General features: G+C 72.7%; 15 protein-coding genes. 3 read left to right on the forward strand and 12 right to left on the reverse strand.

What is annotated here, in order from left to right:
• Positions 1 to 70 precede the first annotated feature (70 nt).
• From J1792_RS05310 to J1792_RS05340, 7 genes are all read right to left on the reverse strand, one after another.
• Positions 71 to 484 carry a DUF3151 domain-containing protein gene (locus J1792_RS05310; protein ID WP_086572931.1) on the reverse strand — a complete coding sequence of 138 codons (414 nt, stop codon included), beginning with the start codon at positions 482 to 484 and terminating at the stop codon, positions 71 to 73.
• Positions 485 to 544: 60 nt separating this feature from the next.
• On the reverse strand, positions 545 to 2035 hold the full coding sequence (locus J1792_RS05315; protein ID WP_207246719.1) for an MFS transporter: 1491 nt from the start codon (positions 2033 to 2035) through the stop codon (positions 545 to 547).
• 134 nt (positions 2036 to 2169) lie between these two features.
• Positions 2170 to 3192 carry a class II fructose-bisphosphate aldolase gene (fbaA, locus tag J1792_RS05320; RefSeq protein ID WP_086572930.1) on the reverse strand — a complete coding sequence of 341 codons (1023 nt, stop codon included), beginning with the start codon at positions 3190 to 3192 and terminating at the stop codon, positions 2170 to 2172.
• Positions 3193 to 3482: 290 nt separating this feature from the next.
• Positions 3483 to 4028 (reverse strand): orotate phosphoribosyltransferase, encoded by a 546-nt coding sequence (pyrE, locus tag J1792_RS05325; RefSeq protein WP_207246720.1) that lies wholly within the window; start codon positions 4026 to 4028, stop codon positions 3483 to 3485.
• A gap of 4 nt (positions 4029 to 4032) precedes the next feature.
• Entirely contained in the window at positions 4033 to 4824 is a 792-nt protein-coding gene (locus J1792_RS05330; protein WP_086574096.1) for an aldose epimerase family protein, read from the reverse strand.
• Positions 4825 to 4904: 80 nt separating this feature from the next.
• Positions 4905 to 5633, reverse strand: coding sequence for an SRPBCC domain-containing protein (locus J1792_RS05335; protein ID WP_086574098.1), 729 nt, complete (start codon positions 5631 to 5633; stop codon positions 4905 to 4907).
• Between the two features lie 78 nt (positions 5634 to 5711).
• The gene (locus J1792_RS05340) at positions 5712 to 6362 is read right to left on the reverse strand and encodes an NAD(P)-dependent oxidoreductase (RefSeq protein WP_086574099.1); all 651 of its coding nucleotides are present in this window, start codon (positions 6360 to 6362) and stop codon (positions 5712 to 5714) included.
• Positions 6363 to 6460: 98 nt separating this feature from the next.
• On the opposite strand from J1792_RS05340, the gene J1792_RS05345 reads away from it, so the two are divergent.
• A complete protein-coding gene (locus tag J1792_RS05345; RefSeq protein ID WP_207246721.1) occupies positions 6461 to 7384 on the forward strand; it encodes a helix-turn-helix domain-containing protein in 924 nt (307 codons plus the stop codon).
• Here J1792_RS05345 and J1792_RS05350 read toward each other — a convergent pair.
• The 3 genes from J1792_RS05350 to J1792_RS05360 form a co-directional block, all read right to left on the reverse strand.
• Positions 7372 to 8934, reverse strand: a complete 1563-nt coding sequence (locus J1792_RS05350; RefSeq protein WP_086574101.1) for a polyamine aminopropyltransferase — start codon at positions 8932 to 8934, stop codon at positions 7372 to 7374. The genes J1792_RS05345 and J1792_RS05350 overlap by 13 nt on opposite strands.
• A 75-nt stretch (positions 8935 to 9009) precedes the next feature.
• Positions 9010 to 9528 carry a DUF2617 family protein gene (locus tag J1792_RS05355; protein WP_086574103.1) on the reverse strand — a complete coding sequence of 173 codons (519 nt, stop codon included), beginning with the start codon at positions 9526 to 9528 and terminating at the stop codon, positions 9010 to 9012.
• A gap of 345 nt (positions 9529 to 9873) precedes the next feature.
• Complete coding sequence (locus J1792_RS05360; protein ID WP_207246722.1) at positions 9874 to 11076, reverse strand: aminotransferase class I/II-fold pyridoxal phosphate-dependent enzyme; 1203 nt, start codon at positions 11074 to 11076, stop codon at positions 9874 to 9876.
• A gap of 294 nt (positions 11077 to 11370) precedes the next feature.
• On the opposite strand from J1792_RS05360, the gene J1792_RS05365 reads away from it, so the two are divergent.
• Positions 11371 to 12600 (forward strand): hypothetical protein, encoded by a 1230-nt coding sequence (locus J1792_RS05365; RefSeq protein ID WP_307842904.1) that lies wholly within the window; start codon positions 11371 to 11373, stop codon positions 12598 to 12600.
• 31 nt (positions 12601 to 12631) lie between these two features.
• On the opposite strand, the gene J1792_RS05370 is transcribed toward J1792_RS05365, so the two are convergent.
• A complete protein-coding gene (locus J1792_RS05370; RefSeq protein WP_179199152.1) occupies positions 12632 to 13165 on the reverse strand; it encodes a YbjN domain-containing protein in 534 nt (177 codons plus the stop codon).
• Positions 13166 to 13250: 85 nt separating this feature from the next.
• Entirely contained in the window at positions 13251 to 15905 is a 2655-nt protein-coding gene (gene clpB, locus J1792_RS05375) for an ATP-dependent chaperone ClpB (RefSeq protein WP_207246723.1), read from the reverse strand.
• 232 nt (positions 15906 to 16137) lie between these two features.
• On the opposite strand from clpB, the gene J1792_RS05380 reads away from it, so the two are divergent.
• The gene (locus J1792_RS05380) at positions 16138 to 16542 is read left to right on the forward strand and encodes a TIGR03618 family F420-dependent PPOX class oxidoreductase (protein WP_086573370.1); all 405 of its coding nucleotides are present in this window, start codon (positions 16138 to 16140) and stop codon (positions 16540 to 16542) included.
• Positions 16543 to 16549 lie beyond the last annotated feature (7 nt).

Below are 16549 nucleotides of genomic sequence, written 5' to 3' on the forward strand. Positions count from 1 at the left end.
TTCGCTCGCGCAAGAGCTGACCGGCCGGAACGCCCCGCGGCGGCGGGGCGTTCCGGCCGGTGCCGAAGGCTCAGCCCAGGGTGTTGGCGGCCGTCGGGGAGCTGTCGCGCAGGAACGTCGAGCAGCGCTCGTACTCCTCGTTCTCGCCGATGGCCTGCGCGGCCCGGGCGAGGGCGTGCAGGGCGCGCAGGAAGCCCCGGTTGGGCTCGTGCTCGAACGGCACGGGGCCGTGCCCCTTCCAGCCGCTGCGGCGCAGCGCGTCGAGGCCGCGGTGGTAGCCGGTGCGGGCGTACGCGTAGGACTCGACGACGCGGCCGGCCTCGAACGCCTCGTCGGCGAGCTGGGCCCAGGCGAGCGAGGACGCCGGGTACTTCGCGGCGACCTCGGAGGGGGCCGCTCCGGAGGCGAGCAGCTCGCGCGGCTCGGGGTCGTCGGGCAGGTGCGTCGGGGCCGGGCCCCCGAGAAGGTTCTCGTGAATGGACATGGGCTCCAGTCTGCCCCAGCGGCGGACGGCGGCCACGGTCCGTGCCGGGCTGGACGTCCCCTAAGGCTCCCCCAAGGCCTCCCCGGGGTCGAGGGGCGGCGCGGTGACCCCGCAGTGGTATTCGCACTCGGGATGACACACGCCCCGCTCGGGCGCCCGGACCGTCCCCCAGGCCAGCGCCGCCCCCACCAGCAGCGCGCCCGCGCACAGCAGCATCGCGCGGTCGAAGGCGGCCGAGAACGCCGCCGGGTCGCGGTACACGTCGGGGCCCATCCCGGCCGCCAGCGGCAGCGCGGCCACCGCGATCAGGCCGGCCGCGCGCGCGGCGGCGTTGTTGATGCCGCTGGCCAGCCCGGCGCGGGCGACGTCGACGGAGGCCAGGACCGTGGCGGTCAGCGGGGCCACCAGCACCACCATGCCCAGGCCCAGCACGACGAGGGCCGGCAGCACGTCGGTCCAGTACCGCGCGCCCGCGCCCACCCGCGTCATCAGCAGCAGGCCCGCCGCGCACAGCAGCGGCCCCACGGTCAGCGGCAGGCGCGCGCCCACGCGCTGGGCGACCCGTCCCGAACGGGCGGACAGCATCAGCATGAGCACGGTCGTGGGCAGCAGGGCCGTACCCGCCTCGAGGGCCGACCAGCCGAGCACCACCTGCAGCTGGAGGACGGAGAGGAAGAAGAAGCCGCTGAAGGCGGCGTAGACGAAGACCGTGACGACGTTGATCGCCGAGAACTGCCGGACGCGGAAGATCTCCAGCGGCAGCATCGGGTTCGCCCGCCGCCTCTCGACGTACACGAACGCAACGCCCAGCAGCACTCCGGCGACGCCCGGGACGATCACCCAGGGCGAGGCGCCCTTGTCCGGGGCCGCGATGAGCGCGTACGTCACCGCGGCGAGGGCCAGCGCCCCCAGCGCCGCGCCGAGGACGTCGAAGCGGCCGTGGGCGGACGGGTCGCGGGTCTCGGGCACGTGCTTGAGGGCCACCGGCACGCAGACGGCGGCCAGCGGCAGGTTGATCAGGAAGACCCAGCGCCAGCCCGGCCCGTCCACCAGCCAGCCCCCCACGAACGGGCCGACGGCCGACGCCACGCCGCCCAGGCCCGACCAGGCGCCCACCGCGCCCGCCCGGTCGTCGGGGTGGAACACCGCCTGGATCAGCGCCAGCGAGCCGGGGGTCAGCAGCGCCCCGCCGACGCCCTGCAGCGCGCGGGCGGCGATCAGGATCCCGGCGTCCGGGGCCAGCCCGCACAGCAGCGAGGCCAGCGCGAACCACACCGTGCCGGTCACGAACACCCGCCGGCGCCCGTACCGGTCGCCCAGCGAGCCGCCCAGCAGGATCAGGCCCGCGAGGGTGAGCATGTAGGCGTTGACCGTCCACTGCAGGGCGCCCAGGTCCGCGTCGAGGTCCTTGCCGATGTGCGGCAGGGCGACGTTGACGACCGTGCTGTCCAGCATCGCCATGCCCGACCCGAGCACCGCCGTGAGCACGACCCAGCGCCCCGCGGGGGTGCCGAGACGGACGGCGCCGGCGTCCGCTGCCGAGTCGCTCATACCTGGATGATCCCCGCGCCGGGCGCCCACGGCCAGTGCGGGCCGGACGCTCCGGACGGCCTGTGCGAACGCGAAGGGCCCGGCACGGTGATCCGTGCCGGGCCCTCGACGTCGCTCACTCGACGCTCACGCGCTTACTTGAGCTTGGTGCCCGTGGAGCGCAGGTCGGCGCAGGCCTTGGTCACGCGCTCGGCCATGCTCGCCTCGGCCAGCTTGCCCCAGGTGCGCGGGTCGTAGGTCTTCTTGTCGCCGACCTCGCCGTCGACCTTCAGGACGCCGTCGTAGTTCTTGAACATGTGCGCCGCCACCGGGCGGGTGAAGGCGTACTGGGTGTCGGTGTCGAGGTTCATCTTCACGACGCCGTTCTCCAGCGCGGTGCGGATCTCCTCCTCGGTGGAGCCGGAGCCGCCGTGGAAGACGAAGTCGAACGGGTCGGCCTTGCCGTGCTTGGCGGCGATGCCGTCCTGGAGGTCACGGAGCAGCTCGGGGCGGAGCACGACGTTGCCCGGCTTGTAGACGCCGTGGACGTTGCCGAAGGAGGCGGCCAGCAGGTAGCGGCCCTTCTCGCCCAGGCCGAGGGCCTCGGCGGTGCGCTCCACGTCCGCGACGGTGGTGTAGAGGTCGTCGTTGATCTCGTGGGAGACGCCGTCCTCCTCGCCGCCGGTCGGGGTGATCTCGACCTCGAGGATGATCTTCGCCTTCACGGCCTCGGCGAGCAGCTCCTTGGCGATGGCCAGGTTCTCGTCGAGCTTCTCGGCGGAGCCGTCCCACATGTGGGACTGGAAGAGCGGGTTCAGGCCGGCGGCGACGCGCTCCTGCGAGATGGCCAGCAGCGGACGGACGTAGCCGTCCAGCTTGTCCTTCGGGCAGTGGTCGGTGTGCAGCGCGATGTTCACCGGGTACTTCTTGGCGACGACGTGCGCGAACTCGGCGAGCGCGACGGCGCCCGAGACCATGTCCTTGCTGTACTGGCCGCCCAGGAACTCCGCACCACCCGTGGAGATCTGGATGATGCCGTCGCTCTCCGCCTCGGCGAAGCCGCGCAGCGCGGCGTGGAGCGTCTGCGTCGAGGTGACGTTGATGGCCGGGTAGGCGAACTTGCCTGCCTTCGCCCGGTCGAGCATCTCGTTGTAGATCTCGGGGGTTGCGATGGGCATCTGTCCGCTCCTTGTGATGTGCGGGTACGGGCGAAATACGGGCCCTGACCTAGGGGGCGACGGTCATCGTCGGACCCATCTTCCCAGACTCCTCGAATTGCTCCACATGAGGTCCACCACGCTCATTTGCGAAGGGCGTATACACATATGCGAAGGGCGTATACGGACGAAGGGCGCGTGGTTTCACGTGAAACCACGCGCCCTTCGGCGACGCTTTTCCGGGAAAGCCCGCATCCGGCCCGAATCCGGCCCGAGTCCGGACCTCATCCGGCCCGGAGGGTGCGGCGGGGTCAGCCCAGGTCCAGGTCCCCCAGGGAGTAGCCGGTGATGTAGCGCAGGCCCGCGCCCTCGATGGCCGACTGGGCGCCGCGGTCGACGATCGTGGCCACGGCCACGACCTCGGCGCCGGCCTCGCGGGCCGCCTCGACGGCGGTCAGCGGGGAGCCGCCGGTGGTGGAGGTGTCCTCGACGACGAGCACGCGACGGCCCGTGATGTCCGGGCCCTCGATGCGGCGCTGCATGCCGTGCGTCTTCTGCGCCTTGCGGACGACGAACGCGTCCAGCTTGCGGCCGCGCGCGGCGGCCGCGTGCAGCATCGAGGTGGCGACCGGGTCGGCGCCCAGGGTGAGACCGCCGACGGCGTCGAAGTCCAGGTCCGCCGTGGCGTCCAGCATCACCTGGCCGACCAGGGGCGCGGCCTCGGCGTCCAGGGTGATCCGGCGCAGGTCGATGTAGTAGTCGGCCTCCTTGCCGGAGGAGAGGGTCACCTTGCCGTGCACCACGGCCTTGTCCTTGATCTGCTGCAGCAGGGCGTCACGCGCATCGCTCATGGCCATGAGCTTAGGCCAGCGACCGCCAGGTCCACGTCGTGGAGATCTCCAGGGGGTCGATCGGCGTGACGAGGCGCGGGTGGGTGTTCAGCCCGTTGGGCGGGCCGGACTGCGGCTCGACGCAGACCGCCTCGGTCTGCTCGTCGTAGACCACGACCCACTCGGCACGGCTGGTGATCTTCAGCTCCAGGGCTCCGGGCCAGGTGAGGGTGACGTCCACGCCGTCGGGCATCCCGAAGCAGTCGTCCCACGGGCCGGGCCGGGGGGTGATGCGGCGGCCGGTGGGGAGGTGGTCGTCGCCGCGCTCCTCCTGCCAGGCGGCCTGGAAGCCGATCTCCACGTCCTTGCCGGTGCCCAGGTTGCGCAGGAACCAGGGGTGCCAGCCGGCCTGCGCCGGGAAGGAGTCGTCGTAGGTCTCGACGCCCATGGTGAGGGTGAGGGAATTCTCCGTCAGCTCGGCCAGCTGGGTGACGCGGCCGGAGTACGGCCAGGGGTCGGCGAGGTCGTAGGTGAACGCCGCCGAGCGCTCGTCCGCACGGGCGGTGCGCCAGGCGGTGTCCCGCCCGGTTCCGTGAATGGCGTGCGGGGGGTGGTTGACCGGCATCTGGTGCACGTCACCGCCGTTGCGGAAGCGGCCGAGCTCGATGCGGCCGCACCACGGGACCATGGGAAAGGCGCCGTAGTGGTCGCCCTGGCGCAGGAGTTCGGTGTCGTCGATCTTGAGGCTGTTCAGGCGGCAGCCGTTGCCGGGATCCAGGGTCACCGCGGCGTTCGCGGCCTTCAGGCGTACGTCATCGCTCACTCTTCGAGCCTATGTCCTGACGCCCGGACACACCCACCGATTCCGGTGGGAGACGCACGGTTTGGAGACGGTCAGGACTTTCAGCGTTTGCGCCGCAGGGCCCGGGTCACGACCACCGCGCCCGCCAGGGCGATGGCCGCCGCCGGGCCGGCCCAGCGCAGGACCGCCGTGCCGGAGGCCGTCTCCGGTGCCGGGACCGGGGCGTAACGGCCCCTCGGCGGCGCGTGGTCGACCTCCTCCGCGCTGCGGCCGATCATCGTGCGGCGGGCGTGCGCGGCCTCGGCCGGGGGCTCCTCGTCGTCGAGGACGTCGTCCTCGAACTCGGGGGCGCCCTCCGCCTCCACGGCGGCCGGCGGCACCGCCTCCACCGCCGCCGCGGCGTCGTCGCGCAGCTCCTCGGCCAGCGCCGCGGCGAACCGGTCGAGCAGCCGCCGCGCCGCCGACTCCGCGGTCTTGGTGTCGAACTCCGTGAGCCGTCCGGCGCCGCCCACCGTTCCGGTGCAGGTCAGCCGGGTGCCGCCGGGCATCTCCTCCGGCATGGCGCTCAGCATGAGGGTGACCGTGCCGGAGCCCCGTGCCTCCGTGCCCTCGCCGGACAGCTCGTACGAGCCGTCCCGCTCGGTGAGCCGGAGCGCTCCCCGGTAGGTGATCGTCGAGCCGCCGATGCGCAGCCTCAGGCGCCCCGTGAGCGCGGCGCCGGCCGAGGCGTCCTGCTGCAGGCCGGGCACGCAGCGCGCGACGCGCGCGGGGTCGGAAAGAACTCGCCGCACCGCTTCCACGGGAAACGGAACGAACACCTCATGCTCCATAGCTAGCGAGCCTACCCACCGGGCCCCGTACCGGTACCGCCCCGGTCGAATCCGATCGAACTTTCCGTCAGAAGACGGTCAGTCTCCGACAGTGAAGCGCTCTCCGACGTGCTTCGGCGTCTCGATCTCGTCGATGAGCGCCACCGCGTAGTCCTCGGCGGAGATCCGGCTCTTGCCGTCCGCGTCCACCACGAGGTCGTCCAGCGCCGTGCGGTAGGTGCCGGTGCGCTCGCCGGGCTCGATGAGGCCCGCGGGGCTGATGTTGGTCCAGCGGACGTCGGAGACCGTGCGGTAGAAGTCCAGCGCGTCACCGTGCGCGTGCATGATCTGCAGCAGGAACTCCGGCAGCCCCTCGGCATCCCACACCTGCTTGCCGTCCGGCGTGCGCAGCGAGCCCGCGCCGCCCACCGCCACCAGCCGCGGGGCTTCGTCGCCGAGCGCGCGCAGGCCCTCCACCAGCGACTTGGCCGCGGGCTCGATGGTCGCCAGGTGGCCGGGGCCGTCGCCGCCGCCCACCGCGCTGACCACGACGTCCCGGCCCCGGGCGGCCTCGGTGACCGACGCGGGGTCGAGGACGTCACCGGTGGTGACGGTGAGGTTGGGGTGCTGCTCGGTGACCTTCGCCGGGTCGCGGACGACCGCGGTGACCTGGTGGCCGCGGTCCAGCGCCTCGCGCAGGACGCGGCTGCCGATCGTGCCGGTGGCGCCGAAGAGAGCGATCTTGGCCATGGGGGTTTCTCCTCTGGAACTGCGGAAACGGCGGTCAGTGCCGAACACCCACGCTAGGCAGACCGGTGCCCCGCGGCGAGGTAGGCTCGCGCCTGCTCATGGTGAGAAAACGACACGACGACCCGGACGGCGAGCCCGGCGAGATCCTCGACCTCGCCTACGACCCCCCGCCCGGCAGCCCCGCGGGCCTCGAGGTGATGACGCTCGCCGAGCTCCGCGAGCGCGCCTTGGACGGCCTGCTGACCAGGCCCCAGCGGCTGGACTTCCACCAGATCATCGCCGTCGACTCCGGTGCCGCCTCGCACGTCGTGGACTTCACCGCCCACTCCCTCGCCGCAGGCCGCGTGCTGTGGGTGCGCCCCGGCCAGGTGCAGCAGTTCGGCGACGACGTCACCGCCGTCGAGGGCACCGTCGTCCTGGTCGAGCCCGGCTTCCTGCCGCCGGGCAGCAGCGTCGCGGCCACGGCGGACGACCCGTTCCGACCGGTGCTGTGGCGGCCCGAGGGCGGCGACCGGGAGGCCGTCTTCTGCGCCGTACGCCACCTGGCCACCGACTACCGCACCGGCTCCGGGCTCCCCCCGGGTGTGCACACGGACGTCCTGCGGCACCTGTTCTCCGTGCTGGTGCTCCGCCTGGCGCACACCGCGGCCGTGGTGGGGCCGCCGCCCGCCGCCGGGGAGGCGTTCTCGCGCTTCCGGGCCGCGGTCGAGCGTGACTTCGCCACCCACCGCCGGGTCGCCGACTACGCCCGCGCGCTCGGCTACTCCTCCCGCACCCTCTCCCGGGCCACACTGGCGGCGACCGGGGCGGGGGCCAAGGACTTCGTCGACCAGCGGGTGGTGCTGGAGGCCAAGCGGCTGCTCGCGCACAGCGACCTGTCCGCCGCCCGGATCGCCGGCCGCCTGGGCTTCGACGACGCGGCGAACTTCTCCAAGTTCTTCCAGCACCGCGCGGGCCTCGCCCCGGGGGCCTTCCGCGCGTCCCTGCGGCCGGCGCCGCCCGGTGGGCCTCACTGCGCGTAGCGCGGGTGCATCAACGTGGACGGCAGCAGCCCCGTCTCCCTGCGCAGTGCGGCCTCGTGGGCCTCCTCGCCCAGCTTCTCGGGCGTCAGGGAGGGCAGGTACGGGCGGGCGTCGGGCAGCCGCAGCCGTACGGGTGAGCGGGCGGCGAGCAGAAAGCCCCAGCCCGGGCGGCGCTCGTCCCGCGCGGTCGGCGCCCGGACCTCGTAGGGCGCGGTCCGCAGCCCCACGGAACGGACCGTGGCGTCCACGGTCCAGAAGGTGCGCGGACGCACGTCGAGGTCGCCCCCGTGCACGGCTAATCGGCCACCGGGCGCGAGCACCCGCGTCACCAGCCCGTAGAACTCCTGGGAGTACAGCTTGGCGCTGGGCGTCACGCCGGGATCGGGCAGGTCTGAGATCACCACGTCGTACGGGCCCTCGGCGGCCCCGCGCGGCGCACGCAGCCACTCGAACGCGTCGGCGGCCACGACCCTGACGCGCGGGTCGCGGTAGGCGCCGCGGTTGAGCGCCACGAGGCCGGCGTCCGTGCGGGCCAGCCGCAGCACGGCGGAGTCGAGCTCGACGACGGTCACCGAGCCGACGTCCGGATAGCGCAGCAGCTCGCGCACGGCGAGGCCGTCGCCGCCGCCGAGGACGAGGACGTCGCGGTGGGGGCCCGCCATCGCGGGGTGCACCAGGGCCTCGTGGTAGCGGTATTCGTCGTCGCCGCTGACCCGCAGCCGCCCGTCCAGGAAGAGGGACAGCGGATGGCCGTCGGCGCCGCCGCCGGTCAGGACGACCTCCTGCACCTCCGACTGCACGGCCACCCGGACGTCGGCCCCGTACACGGCGTTGCGCGCGGCCCGCTCGAAGGGTCCGGTGAGCGCCGAGCAGACGGCCAGCAGCACCAGCACCAGCGCGTTCGCGGTGACCAGCACCCAGCGCGCCCGCGCGCTCAGGTCGCCCCGGAAGAGCCAGAGCACCAGCGCCCCGCCCGCCACGGCGTTCACCGCGCCGGTCAGCAGGGCGCCCGTCAACTGGCCCAGCACGGGCAGCAGAAGGAACGGGAAGGCGAGCCCCCCGACCAGGGCGCCCACGTAGTCGGCGGCGAAGAGGTCCGCGACCGCGCCGCCCGCGTCCTGCCGGCGGATGCGCTGGATGAGGGTCATCAACAGCGGTACCTCGGCGCCGATCAGCACCCCGATGGCCAGCGAGAAGCCCACCAGCGCGGGCCGGGCCTGTCCGTACCAGGCGAAGCAGGCGTACAGCGCCATGGCCGACAGCCCGCCGGTCAGCGCCAGCCCCGCCTCGACCGCCGCGAAACCGACGGCCGCGCGGTCGCGCAACCGTTTGGCGAGCAGGGAGCCGACGCCCATGGCGAAGACCATCACCGACAGGACGACGGAGGCCTGGGTGACGGAGTCACCGATCAAGTACGAGGCCAGGGCGACCAGTTCCAGCTCGTACACCAGCCCGCAGGCCGCGCAGACGAAGACCGTGGTCAGAACGAGGAGGCGGCCGAGCCCGGCCGGTACGGGCAGCCTCGCTGGTACCGGGGGGTGGTGGACCATGCGGGAACGCTACGTCACGAACCGGCATACCCTTTGTCACCCACACGGGTTTAATCGTCACACGCTGGGGTGACCTCAGATCGGGGCCGCCATGCGCACGCCCACGCGGGTGCGGGTGGCGACCAGCCTCCCCTCCTGGGGGTAGGCGTGCCAGGTGCGCCAGCTGATCTGGCCGTCGTGGCGCTGGGCCAGCAGCGCGGTGAAGGCGTGGGGGCTGCCGGGAAAGGTGCCGGCCAGGCCCTGCGGGTGCTCGGCGACCAGGGCCAGCAGCTCCTGGGCGCGCCCTGCGAACGAGCAGCTGGAGAGGGTCTCGACGCGGGCGGCGAATTCGTACTCCCATGCGCCGACGCGCCGGGCGACCCCCAGCGGGAGCGGGGTACTGCTGCCGGCTATGCAGGCGACCGTCTCCGAGCAGATGCCGCCCTCCTCTTCGAGTATGACCTGGTGGGAGGCGCCCAGCAGGCGCAGTTGGACGGCCGCGCCGTCGAGGTGGAGGTCGAGCACCGCCAGCGCGGGAAGGGGCTCCTTGCCCAGACACCAGGCGAGATCGGCGGCGCGGGTATCGGTGTAGGTGGTCTTGAGGGTGGTGAGCATGGGTCGGCTCCGCGAGCGAGCAGTGGAGGGTGGGCCGGCCCGCCCCGAGGAGGACCAGATTCCTTTCGAGTGCGCCGGCTCATACCCACATTCGAGGCCCCTGGTTCCGCTCCGGCGGGTGGGAATCCGGATTCCGGCGATTCCGAGGAGTTGTCTCTCAACGTGGCTCTGAATGAGAGGGAATCACGAATGAGCCGCGTGCACAGCAGTTTTACCCATCATCTGCAACTTTCCATCCACGCGAGGGCCGTGCAGCTCAAATGTTCAACACACCGGCGTCCGACGGATGTCGAAATCCGCCGGACGCATATGCGAATGGCCTTGAGCAGGTTGCAAACCCACTGATCACATAGCGGCTACCAGCTTCTCCACCGCCTCGACCACCGACTTCTCGCGCCGGCAGAAGGAGAATCGCACCAGATAGGACGGGGCGTCCGGGCGCATTTGGAAGGCGGACGTGGGAATGGCCACCACCCCGGCGTGCAAAGGGAGTTCACGGCAGAATCGCACGCCGTCCGCGTGCCCCCACGCGCGGATGTCCGCCTGCACGAAATAGCCGGCGTCCGCGCGAAGGGGGCGCAGACCCGCCCGCGCGAGCCCCTCGCTCAGCAGATCGCGATTGCGGCGCAGCGCCGCCCTGAGCTCGGCCGCCCACTCCTCCACGCCCCCCAGCGCCCGCGCGAGCGCCTCCTGGTAGGGCGTGCCCGAGGCGTAGGTGAGGAACTGCTTCGCCGCCGCCACGGCCGCCACCAGATGCGCCGGGCCGCACACCCAGCCGACCTTCCAACCGGTGACGTTGAAGGTCTTGCCGGCCGAGGAGACCGTCAGCGTCCGCTCGCGCATCCCCGGCAGCGCGGCGATCGTCCGGTGCCCGGCCCCGTCGTAGACCAGGTGCTCGTAGACCTCGTCCGTCACCACCGTCAGGTCGTGCTCCCGGCAGACCTCCGCCACCGCGGCCAGCTCCCCGTCGGTGAACACCTTGCCGGTGGGGTTGTGCGGGGTGTTGAGCAGCAGGACGCGGGTGCGCCGGGTGACCGCGGCACGCAGCGCGTCCGCGTCGAGCACGAAACCGTCGCCGTCCTCCGCGAGAGGTACGGGCACCAGCCGGGCGCCCGCGAAGCGCGCCCCCGCCGGGTAGGCGTCGTAGCAGGGGTCGAAGGCGATGGCCTCGTCGCCCGGGTCGCACAGCCCCAGCAGCGCCGCCGCCAGGGCCTCCGTCGCGCCCGTGGTGACCAGCACCTCGTCCCGCGGGTCGTACGAAAGCCCGTACCGCCGGAGCTGATGCGCGGCGACGGCCTCCCGCAGCGCGGGGAAGCCGTGGGCGGGCGGGTACTGGTTGCCGCCCGCGAGCACCGTCTCGGCGACGTCCCGCAGCAGGGCCGCGGGAGCGTCCAGCTCGGGCACCCCCTGGCCCAGGTTGACCGCTCCCGTGCTGCGGGCCAGCTCGGTCATCTCCGTGAAGACGGACGTCCCCAGGCCGCGCACCCGCGCCGCCGGACTCCAGTCCGCCCCCCGCGCACCCACCGTGATCTCGACGTTCTCGGCCATCCCCGATCCCGCTCCCCTCGGTCCTCATCGGCTCCGCTGATCGTCCTCACCCTAGGCAGAACGCCCCGGGCGGCACAGCACACCCGCGCGGCACACGACGCGGGATCGACCGGACGCAGACACTCCGGTTGTGCGGCCGAGCGGGTGGAAGGTGCACCGCTTACGGGCGCTGCAGGTCGCGCGCGCGAGGCACGGGCCGCATGGTCGGTATGCCGCCGGGATGCCGAACGGGCTGCCGTCGGTATGCCTCGGTATACCTCCACGTTCCCGCAGCACCGCACCGGAGGTGCCCCCGTGTCCGCCGCCGGCCCCACCGTCCACCGCGTCGCGGCGCCCGCCCGCACGCCCGGTCAGCGCCGCACCGCCCGCGACCGCCGCCGCGCCGACCGCGCGGACCGGGTGCGCGAGGCGCTGCGCCGGGCGCTGCCCGCGCTCTGGCTGTACGCGTCCGTCCGGCTGACCGGCATGACGGTGATGGCGGCGTGGGCGTGGTGGGTGGGCAAGCATCCGCGCACGCTGCTCGGCCACCTCTGGGACGGCATCTGGTACGCCGGCATCGCGCGCGACGGCTACGGGCTGATCGTCCCCTCCCCCACCTCGCCCGACGTCTTCTACAACGACCTCGCCTTCTTCCCGCTCTACCCCGGGCTGGTGCGCGCCGTGGCGACCGTCCTGCCGCTGACGATCGTCAGCGCCGGACTGCTCGTGGCCTGGGCGGCGGCCGGAGCGGCGGCCTGGGGCATCTACGCGGTCGGCGAGCGGCTGCACGGGCCGCGGGTGGGGACCCTGCTGGTGCTGCTGTGGGCGCTGCTGCCGCACGGGATCGTGCAGACCATGGCCTACACCGAGTCCCTGATGACGGCGCTCGCGGCATGGGCGCTGTACGCGGCGATCTCCGAGCGGTGGCTGCCGGCGGGGGCGCTGGCCCTGCTGGCCGGGCTCTCCCGGCCCAACGCCGTCGCCGTGGCCGCGGCCGTCGCCTGCGCGGCCGGCCTCGCGCTGTGGCGCGACGGGCGCTCGCGCGGGGACTGGCGGGTGTGGGCGTGCGCGGCCATGGCGCCGCTGGGCTGGGCCGGTTACGTGCTGTGGGCCGGGCTCCGCTCCGGCGGCGGGCCGCTCGGCTACTTCGAGGTGCAGCGGCTGTGGGGCTCGCGCTTCGACTTCGGGCGGGACGCGTTCCTCTTCGCCCGGCACCTGATCGTCGCGCGGGACTACATGGCGTACTACGTCACGCTGGCGATCCTGGGCGCCGCCCTCGTCGCGCTGCTCTTCCTCGCCCTGGACCGCCCGCCGGCGGCCCTGCTGGTGTACGTGCTCGTGCTGACCGTCATCGCGGTCGGCGGCTCCAGCTACTTCGCGTCCAAGCCGCGCTTCCTACTGCCGGCCTTCCCGCTGCTGCTGCCGGCCGCCGTGGCCATGGCCAGAGCCCGGCCGCGCACCGTCGCCATGACGGCGGGCGCGCTGGCCGGGCTGTCGTTCTTCTACGGGACCTACCTGCTGGCGGTCGCCAGAGTCCCGATGTGACACGCAGCCCCGGGGGCCCCGTGGCCGGGTCCTACGCCTCGTCGTCCGGCTTCTCGTCGTCCGACTCGACGTCGGCCTCCAGGCCGAGCTGCTCGACGAGCCACTTGTCGAACTCGATCGAGGCCCGCACCCAGCTGACGGTGCTGGAGACGAAGTGCTCCAGCGCGACGCCGACGCCGATCAGCATCTGCGCCTCACCGATCATGCGAACAGTGCCGTCGTCGTGGGTGTGGGTGTAGACCTTCGGCCACAGCGTGCGACGGTTCCAGTCGTCGATGACCTCGAGGAGCTTGGACTTCTCCTCGATGCCGTGCGGACGGTCGTAGAACGTGCGCACGGAGAAGACCTGCTGCTCCTCCTCGCCGCGGAACATGAAGTACGTCCGGAACTGCTCCCACGGCGCGGCGAGGTCACCCTCGTCGTCCACGACGTACTTCAGCTCCATCTGCTCGAGGAGCTGCTTGACCAGGTCCTGGTCGGGGATGACGGGGCCTGTCGGGCCCGCCTCAGGCTGCGGTTCGGGCTGGCCCCCGAAATTCGGAATCGAGGACGGGTCGATGCTCACCGTGTTATTCCCTTCGTACGGTCTGACGCCATCCTCCCCCATCCCGGGCGGGAGCTGGCAACCCCCGCCCGGCCTGTTGTCCCATCTATTTCCCGATGGCACCCTCACGAGCAGGCGAAACGGTGAGCGACCCGTGTCCCTCGGCGACATCGACACGGACCGTGTCCCCGTCCCGGACGTCGCCCGCCAGGATGGCCCGGGCGAGCTGATCGCCGATGGCGGTCTGGACCAGGCGGCGCAGCGGGCGGGCGCCGTAGGTGAGGTCCGGCGCCTCGCCACCCTCCGCCTGCGGCGCGTGGCCCAGCGTGGCCAGCCAGCGCAGCGCGTCGTCGCCCACCTCCAGGGTGAGCCTGCGGTCGGCCAGGCGGCGCTGCAGATGGCCGAGCTGGATCTGGGCGATCCGCTCCAGCTGGCCGGTGCCGAGCGGGTGGAAGACCACGATGTCGTCGAGGCGGTTGAGGAACTCGGGGCGGAAGGAGGCCCGTACCGTCTCCAGCACCCTCTCCTTCTTCTGCTCCTCCTTCAGCAGCGGGTCCATCAGGAACGTCGAGCCGAGGTTGGAGGTGAGGATGAGGATGGTGTTGCGGAAGTCCACCGTCCGGCCCTGGCCGTCCGTGAGCCGGCCGTCGTCGAGCACCTGCAGCAGGATGTCGAAGACCTCGTGGTGGGCCTTCTCCACCTCGTCCAGCAGCACCACGCTGTACGGGCGCCGGCGCACGGCCTCGGTCAGCTGGCCGCCCTCCTCGTAGCCGACGTAGCCGGGCGGCGCGCCGACCAGCCGGGCGACGGAGTGCTTCTCGCCGTACTCGCTCATGTCGATGCGGACCATCGCCCGCTCGTCGTCGAAGAGGAAGTCGGCGAGCGCCTTGGCCAGCTCGGTCTTGCCGACGCCGGTCGGGCCGAGGAAGAGGAAGGAGCCGGTGGGGCGGTCGGGGTCGGCGATGCCGGCCCGGGAGCGCCGCACGGCGTCCGAGACGGCCCGCACGGCCTCGCTCTGGCCGATCAGCCGCTTGCCGAGCTCGTCCTCCATGCGCAGCAGCTTCTGCGTCTCGCCCTCGAGCAGGCGGCCCGCCGGGATGCCGGTCCAGGAGGCGACGACGTCGGCGATGTCGTCCGGGCCGACCTCCTCCTTGACCATGAGGTCCTTGGCCGCGGCCTCCTGCTCGGCCTCGGCCTCCTCCTCCGCGGCCTCGGCCAGCTCACGCTCCACGGCCGGGATCTCGCCGTAGAGCAGCTTGGAGGCGGTGTCGAAGTCGCCGTCGCGCTGGGCACGCTCGGCCTGCACCCGCAGGTCGTCGAGGCGCTCCTTGAGCTCGCCGACGCGGTTGAGGGACTGCTTCTCCTTCTCCCAGCGGGCGGTCAGGCCGCGCAGCTCCTCCTCCTTGTCGGCGAGGTCGCGGCGCAGCTTGGCGAGCCGCTCCTTGCTGGCCTCGTCGGACTCGTTGTTGAGCGCGAGCTCCTCCATCTTCAGCCGGTCGACGGCGCGCTGCAGCTCGTCGATCTCGACGGGCGAGGAGTCGATCTCCATGCGCAGCCGGGAGGCGGCCTCGTCGACGAGGTCGATGGCCTTGTCGGGCAGGAAACGGGAGGTGATGTACCGGTCGGACAGCGTGGCGGCCGCGACCAGCGCGGAGTCGGCGATCTGCACCTTGTGGTGGGCCTCGTAGCGGCCCTTGAGACCGCGCAGGATGGCGATCGAGTCCTCCACGGACGGCTCGGCGACCAGCACCTGCTGGAAGCGGCGCTCCAGGGCGGCGTCCTTCTCGATCCGCTCGCGGTACTCGTCGAGGGTGGTCGCGCCGACCATACGCAGCTCGCCGCGCGCCAGCATGGGCTTGAGCATGTTCCCCGCGTCCATGGCGGAGTCCCCGCCGGCGCCGGCCCCGACGACGGTGTGCAGCTCGTCGATGAACGTGATGATCTGCCCGTCGCTGGCCTTGATCTCGGCCAGGACGGTCTTCAGCCGCTCCTCGAACTCGCCCCGGTACTTCGCGCCCGCGACCATGGCCCCCAGGTCCAGCGCGACCAGGCGCTTGTTCTTCAGGGACTCGGGGACGTCGCCCTTCACTATCCGCTGCGCGAGCCCCTCGACGACGGCGGTCTTGCCGACGCCCGGCTCGCCGATGAGCACGGGGTTGTTCTTCGTGCGCCGCGAGAGGACCTGCACGACGCGGCGGATCTCGTGGTCCCGCCCGATGACGGGGTCGAGCCTGCCCTCCCGGGCGGCGGCGGTGAAGTCCGTACCGAACTTCTCCAGCGCCTTGTACGTGCCCTCCGGGTCCGGCGAGGTCACGCGCTGCCCGGCCCGGGCGGTCTCGAAGCCCTGCAGCAGCTTCCGGGCCGAGGCCCCCTGGTCGGCCAGCAGCTCGCCGGTCCGGCCGCCCTTGGCGGCGAGGCCGATGAGCAGGTGCTCGGTGGAGACGTACTCGTCGCCCAGGTCGCGCGCCCGCTCCGAGGCGTCCGCCAGGGCGGCCAGCAGCTCGCGGTTGGGCTGCGGCGGGGCCACGGTGGACCCCTGGACGCTGGGCAGCGAGGCGAGAATCCGCTCGGCGCCCGAGCGCAGGGCGGCGGCGTCGGCCTCCACGGCGGCCAGCAGGTCCATCACGTTCTCGTTGTCCCGGCCGGCCAGCAGCGCCAGCAGCAGATGCGCGGGCGTCAGGTCGGCGTGGCCCGCCGACACGGCGCGGTCGTTCGCGGCGCTGAGCGCCTCACGGCTCTTGTTGGTCAGCTCGGCATCCACGGCTTCGCGCTCCTCCTTGTGGCTCGTGCTCGCCTGCGGTGTCGCAGGCCTGGATTTCACAGTCCTGCTGGGATCAGCATGCGATAAGTTGAGTCTATTCCACTCAACCTCGTCTTCGGTAGACGGTCACGGCGAAATGCCCCACTTGTGAGTGAAGCCGCCGCGCCCCGAACCCGCGAGCGGGGGCGCGACCGCCCCCGGCCCGGCCCCCCGGCCGCCTAGGCTTCCTTCCATGGCTCTGGACCTCCTCGATCTCGACCCCGCCTACCTCGCCTTCTGGCGCGAACGGCACATCTGCACCCTCACCACCCCCCGCCCGGACGGCTCGCCGCACGTCGTCCCCGTCGGCGTCACCTTCGACCCCGGGGCCCGGATCGCCCGCGTCATCACCGGCAAGAACAGCCGCAAGGCCCTCAACGTCCTGGCCGCGGGCCCCGACGGCGCCCGCGTGGCCGTCTGCCAGCTCGAGGGCCGGCGCTGGGCCACCCTCGAGGGCCGCGCCGTCGTCCGCACCGAGGCCGACGCCGTCGCCGACGCCGTCACCCGCTACGCCGAGCGCTACGAGCGCGTCCCGCGCCCCAACCCCGAGCGCGTGGTCATCGAGATCACGGTCACCCGGGCGCTGGGCCGGGGCTGAGTCCCGG

It is taken from the genome of Streptomyces triculaminicus, assembly GCF_017349075.1.
GTDB classification, from domain to species: Bacteria; Actinomycetota; Actinomycetes; order Streptomycetales; family Streptomycetaceae; genus Streptomyces; species Streptomyces triculaminicus.

Excerpts from the sequence above, each read along its gene's own strand:
- J1792_RS05310 (WP_086572931.1), bottom strand. The coding sequence starts at position 484 with ATGTCCATTCACGAGAACCTTCTCGGGGGCCCGGCCCCGACGCACCTG.
- J1792_RS05315 (WP_207246719.1), bottom strand. The coding sequence starts at position 2,035 with ATGAGCGACTCGGCAGCGGACGCCGGCGCCGTCCGTCTCGGCACCCCC.
- fbaA (WP_086572930.1), bottom strand. The coding sequence starts at position 3,192 with ATGCCCATCGCAACCCCCGAGATCTACAACGAGATGCTCGACCGGGCG.
- pyrE (WP_207246720.1), bottom strand. The coding sequence starts at position 4,028 with ATGGCCATGAGCGATGCGCGTGACGCCCTGCTGCAGCAGATCAAGGAC.
- J1792_RS05335 (WP_086574098.1), bottom strand. The coding sequence starts at position 5,633 with ATGGAGCATGAGGTGTTCGTTCCGTTTCCCGTGGAAGCGGTGCGGCGA.
- J1792_RS05340 (WP_086574099.1), bottom strand. The coding sequence starts at position 6,362 with ATGGCCAAGATCGCTCTCTTCGGCGCCACCGGCACGATCGGCAGCCGC.
- J1792_RS05345 (WP_207246721.1), top strand. The coding sequence starts at position 6,461 with ATGGTGAGAAAACGACACGACGACCCGGACGGCGAGCCCGGCGAGATC.
- J1792_RS05350 (WP_086574101.1), bottom strand. The coding sequence starts at position 8,934 with ATGGTCCACCACCCCCCGGTACCAGCGAGGCTGCCCGTACCGGCCGGG.
- J1792_RS05355 (WP_086574103.1), bottom strand. The coding sequence starts at position 9,528 with ATGCTCACCACCCTCAAGACCACCTACACCGATACCCGCGCCGCCGAT.
- J1792_RS05360 (WP_207246722.1), bottom strand. The coding sequence starts at position 11,076 with ATGGCCGAGAACGTCGAGATCACGGTGGGTGCGCGGGGGGCGGACTGG.
- J1792_RS05380 (WP_086573370.1), top strand. The coding sequence starts at position 16,138 with ATGGCTCTGGACCTCCTCGATCTCGACCCCGCCTACCTCGCCTTCTGG.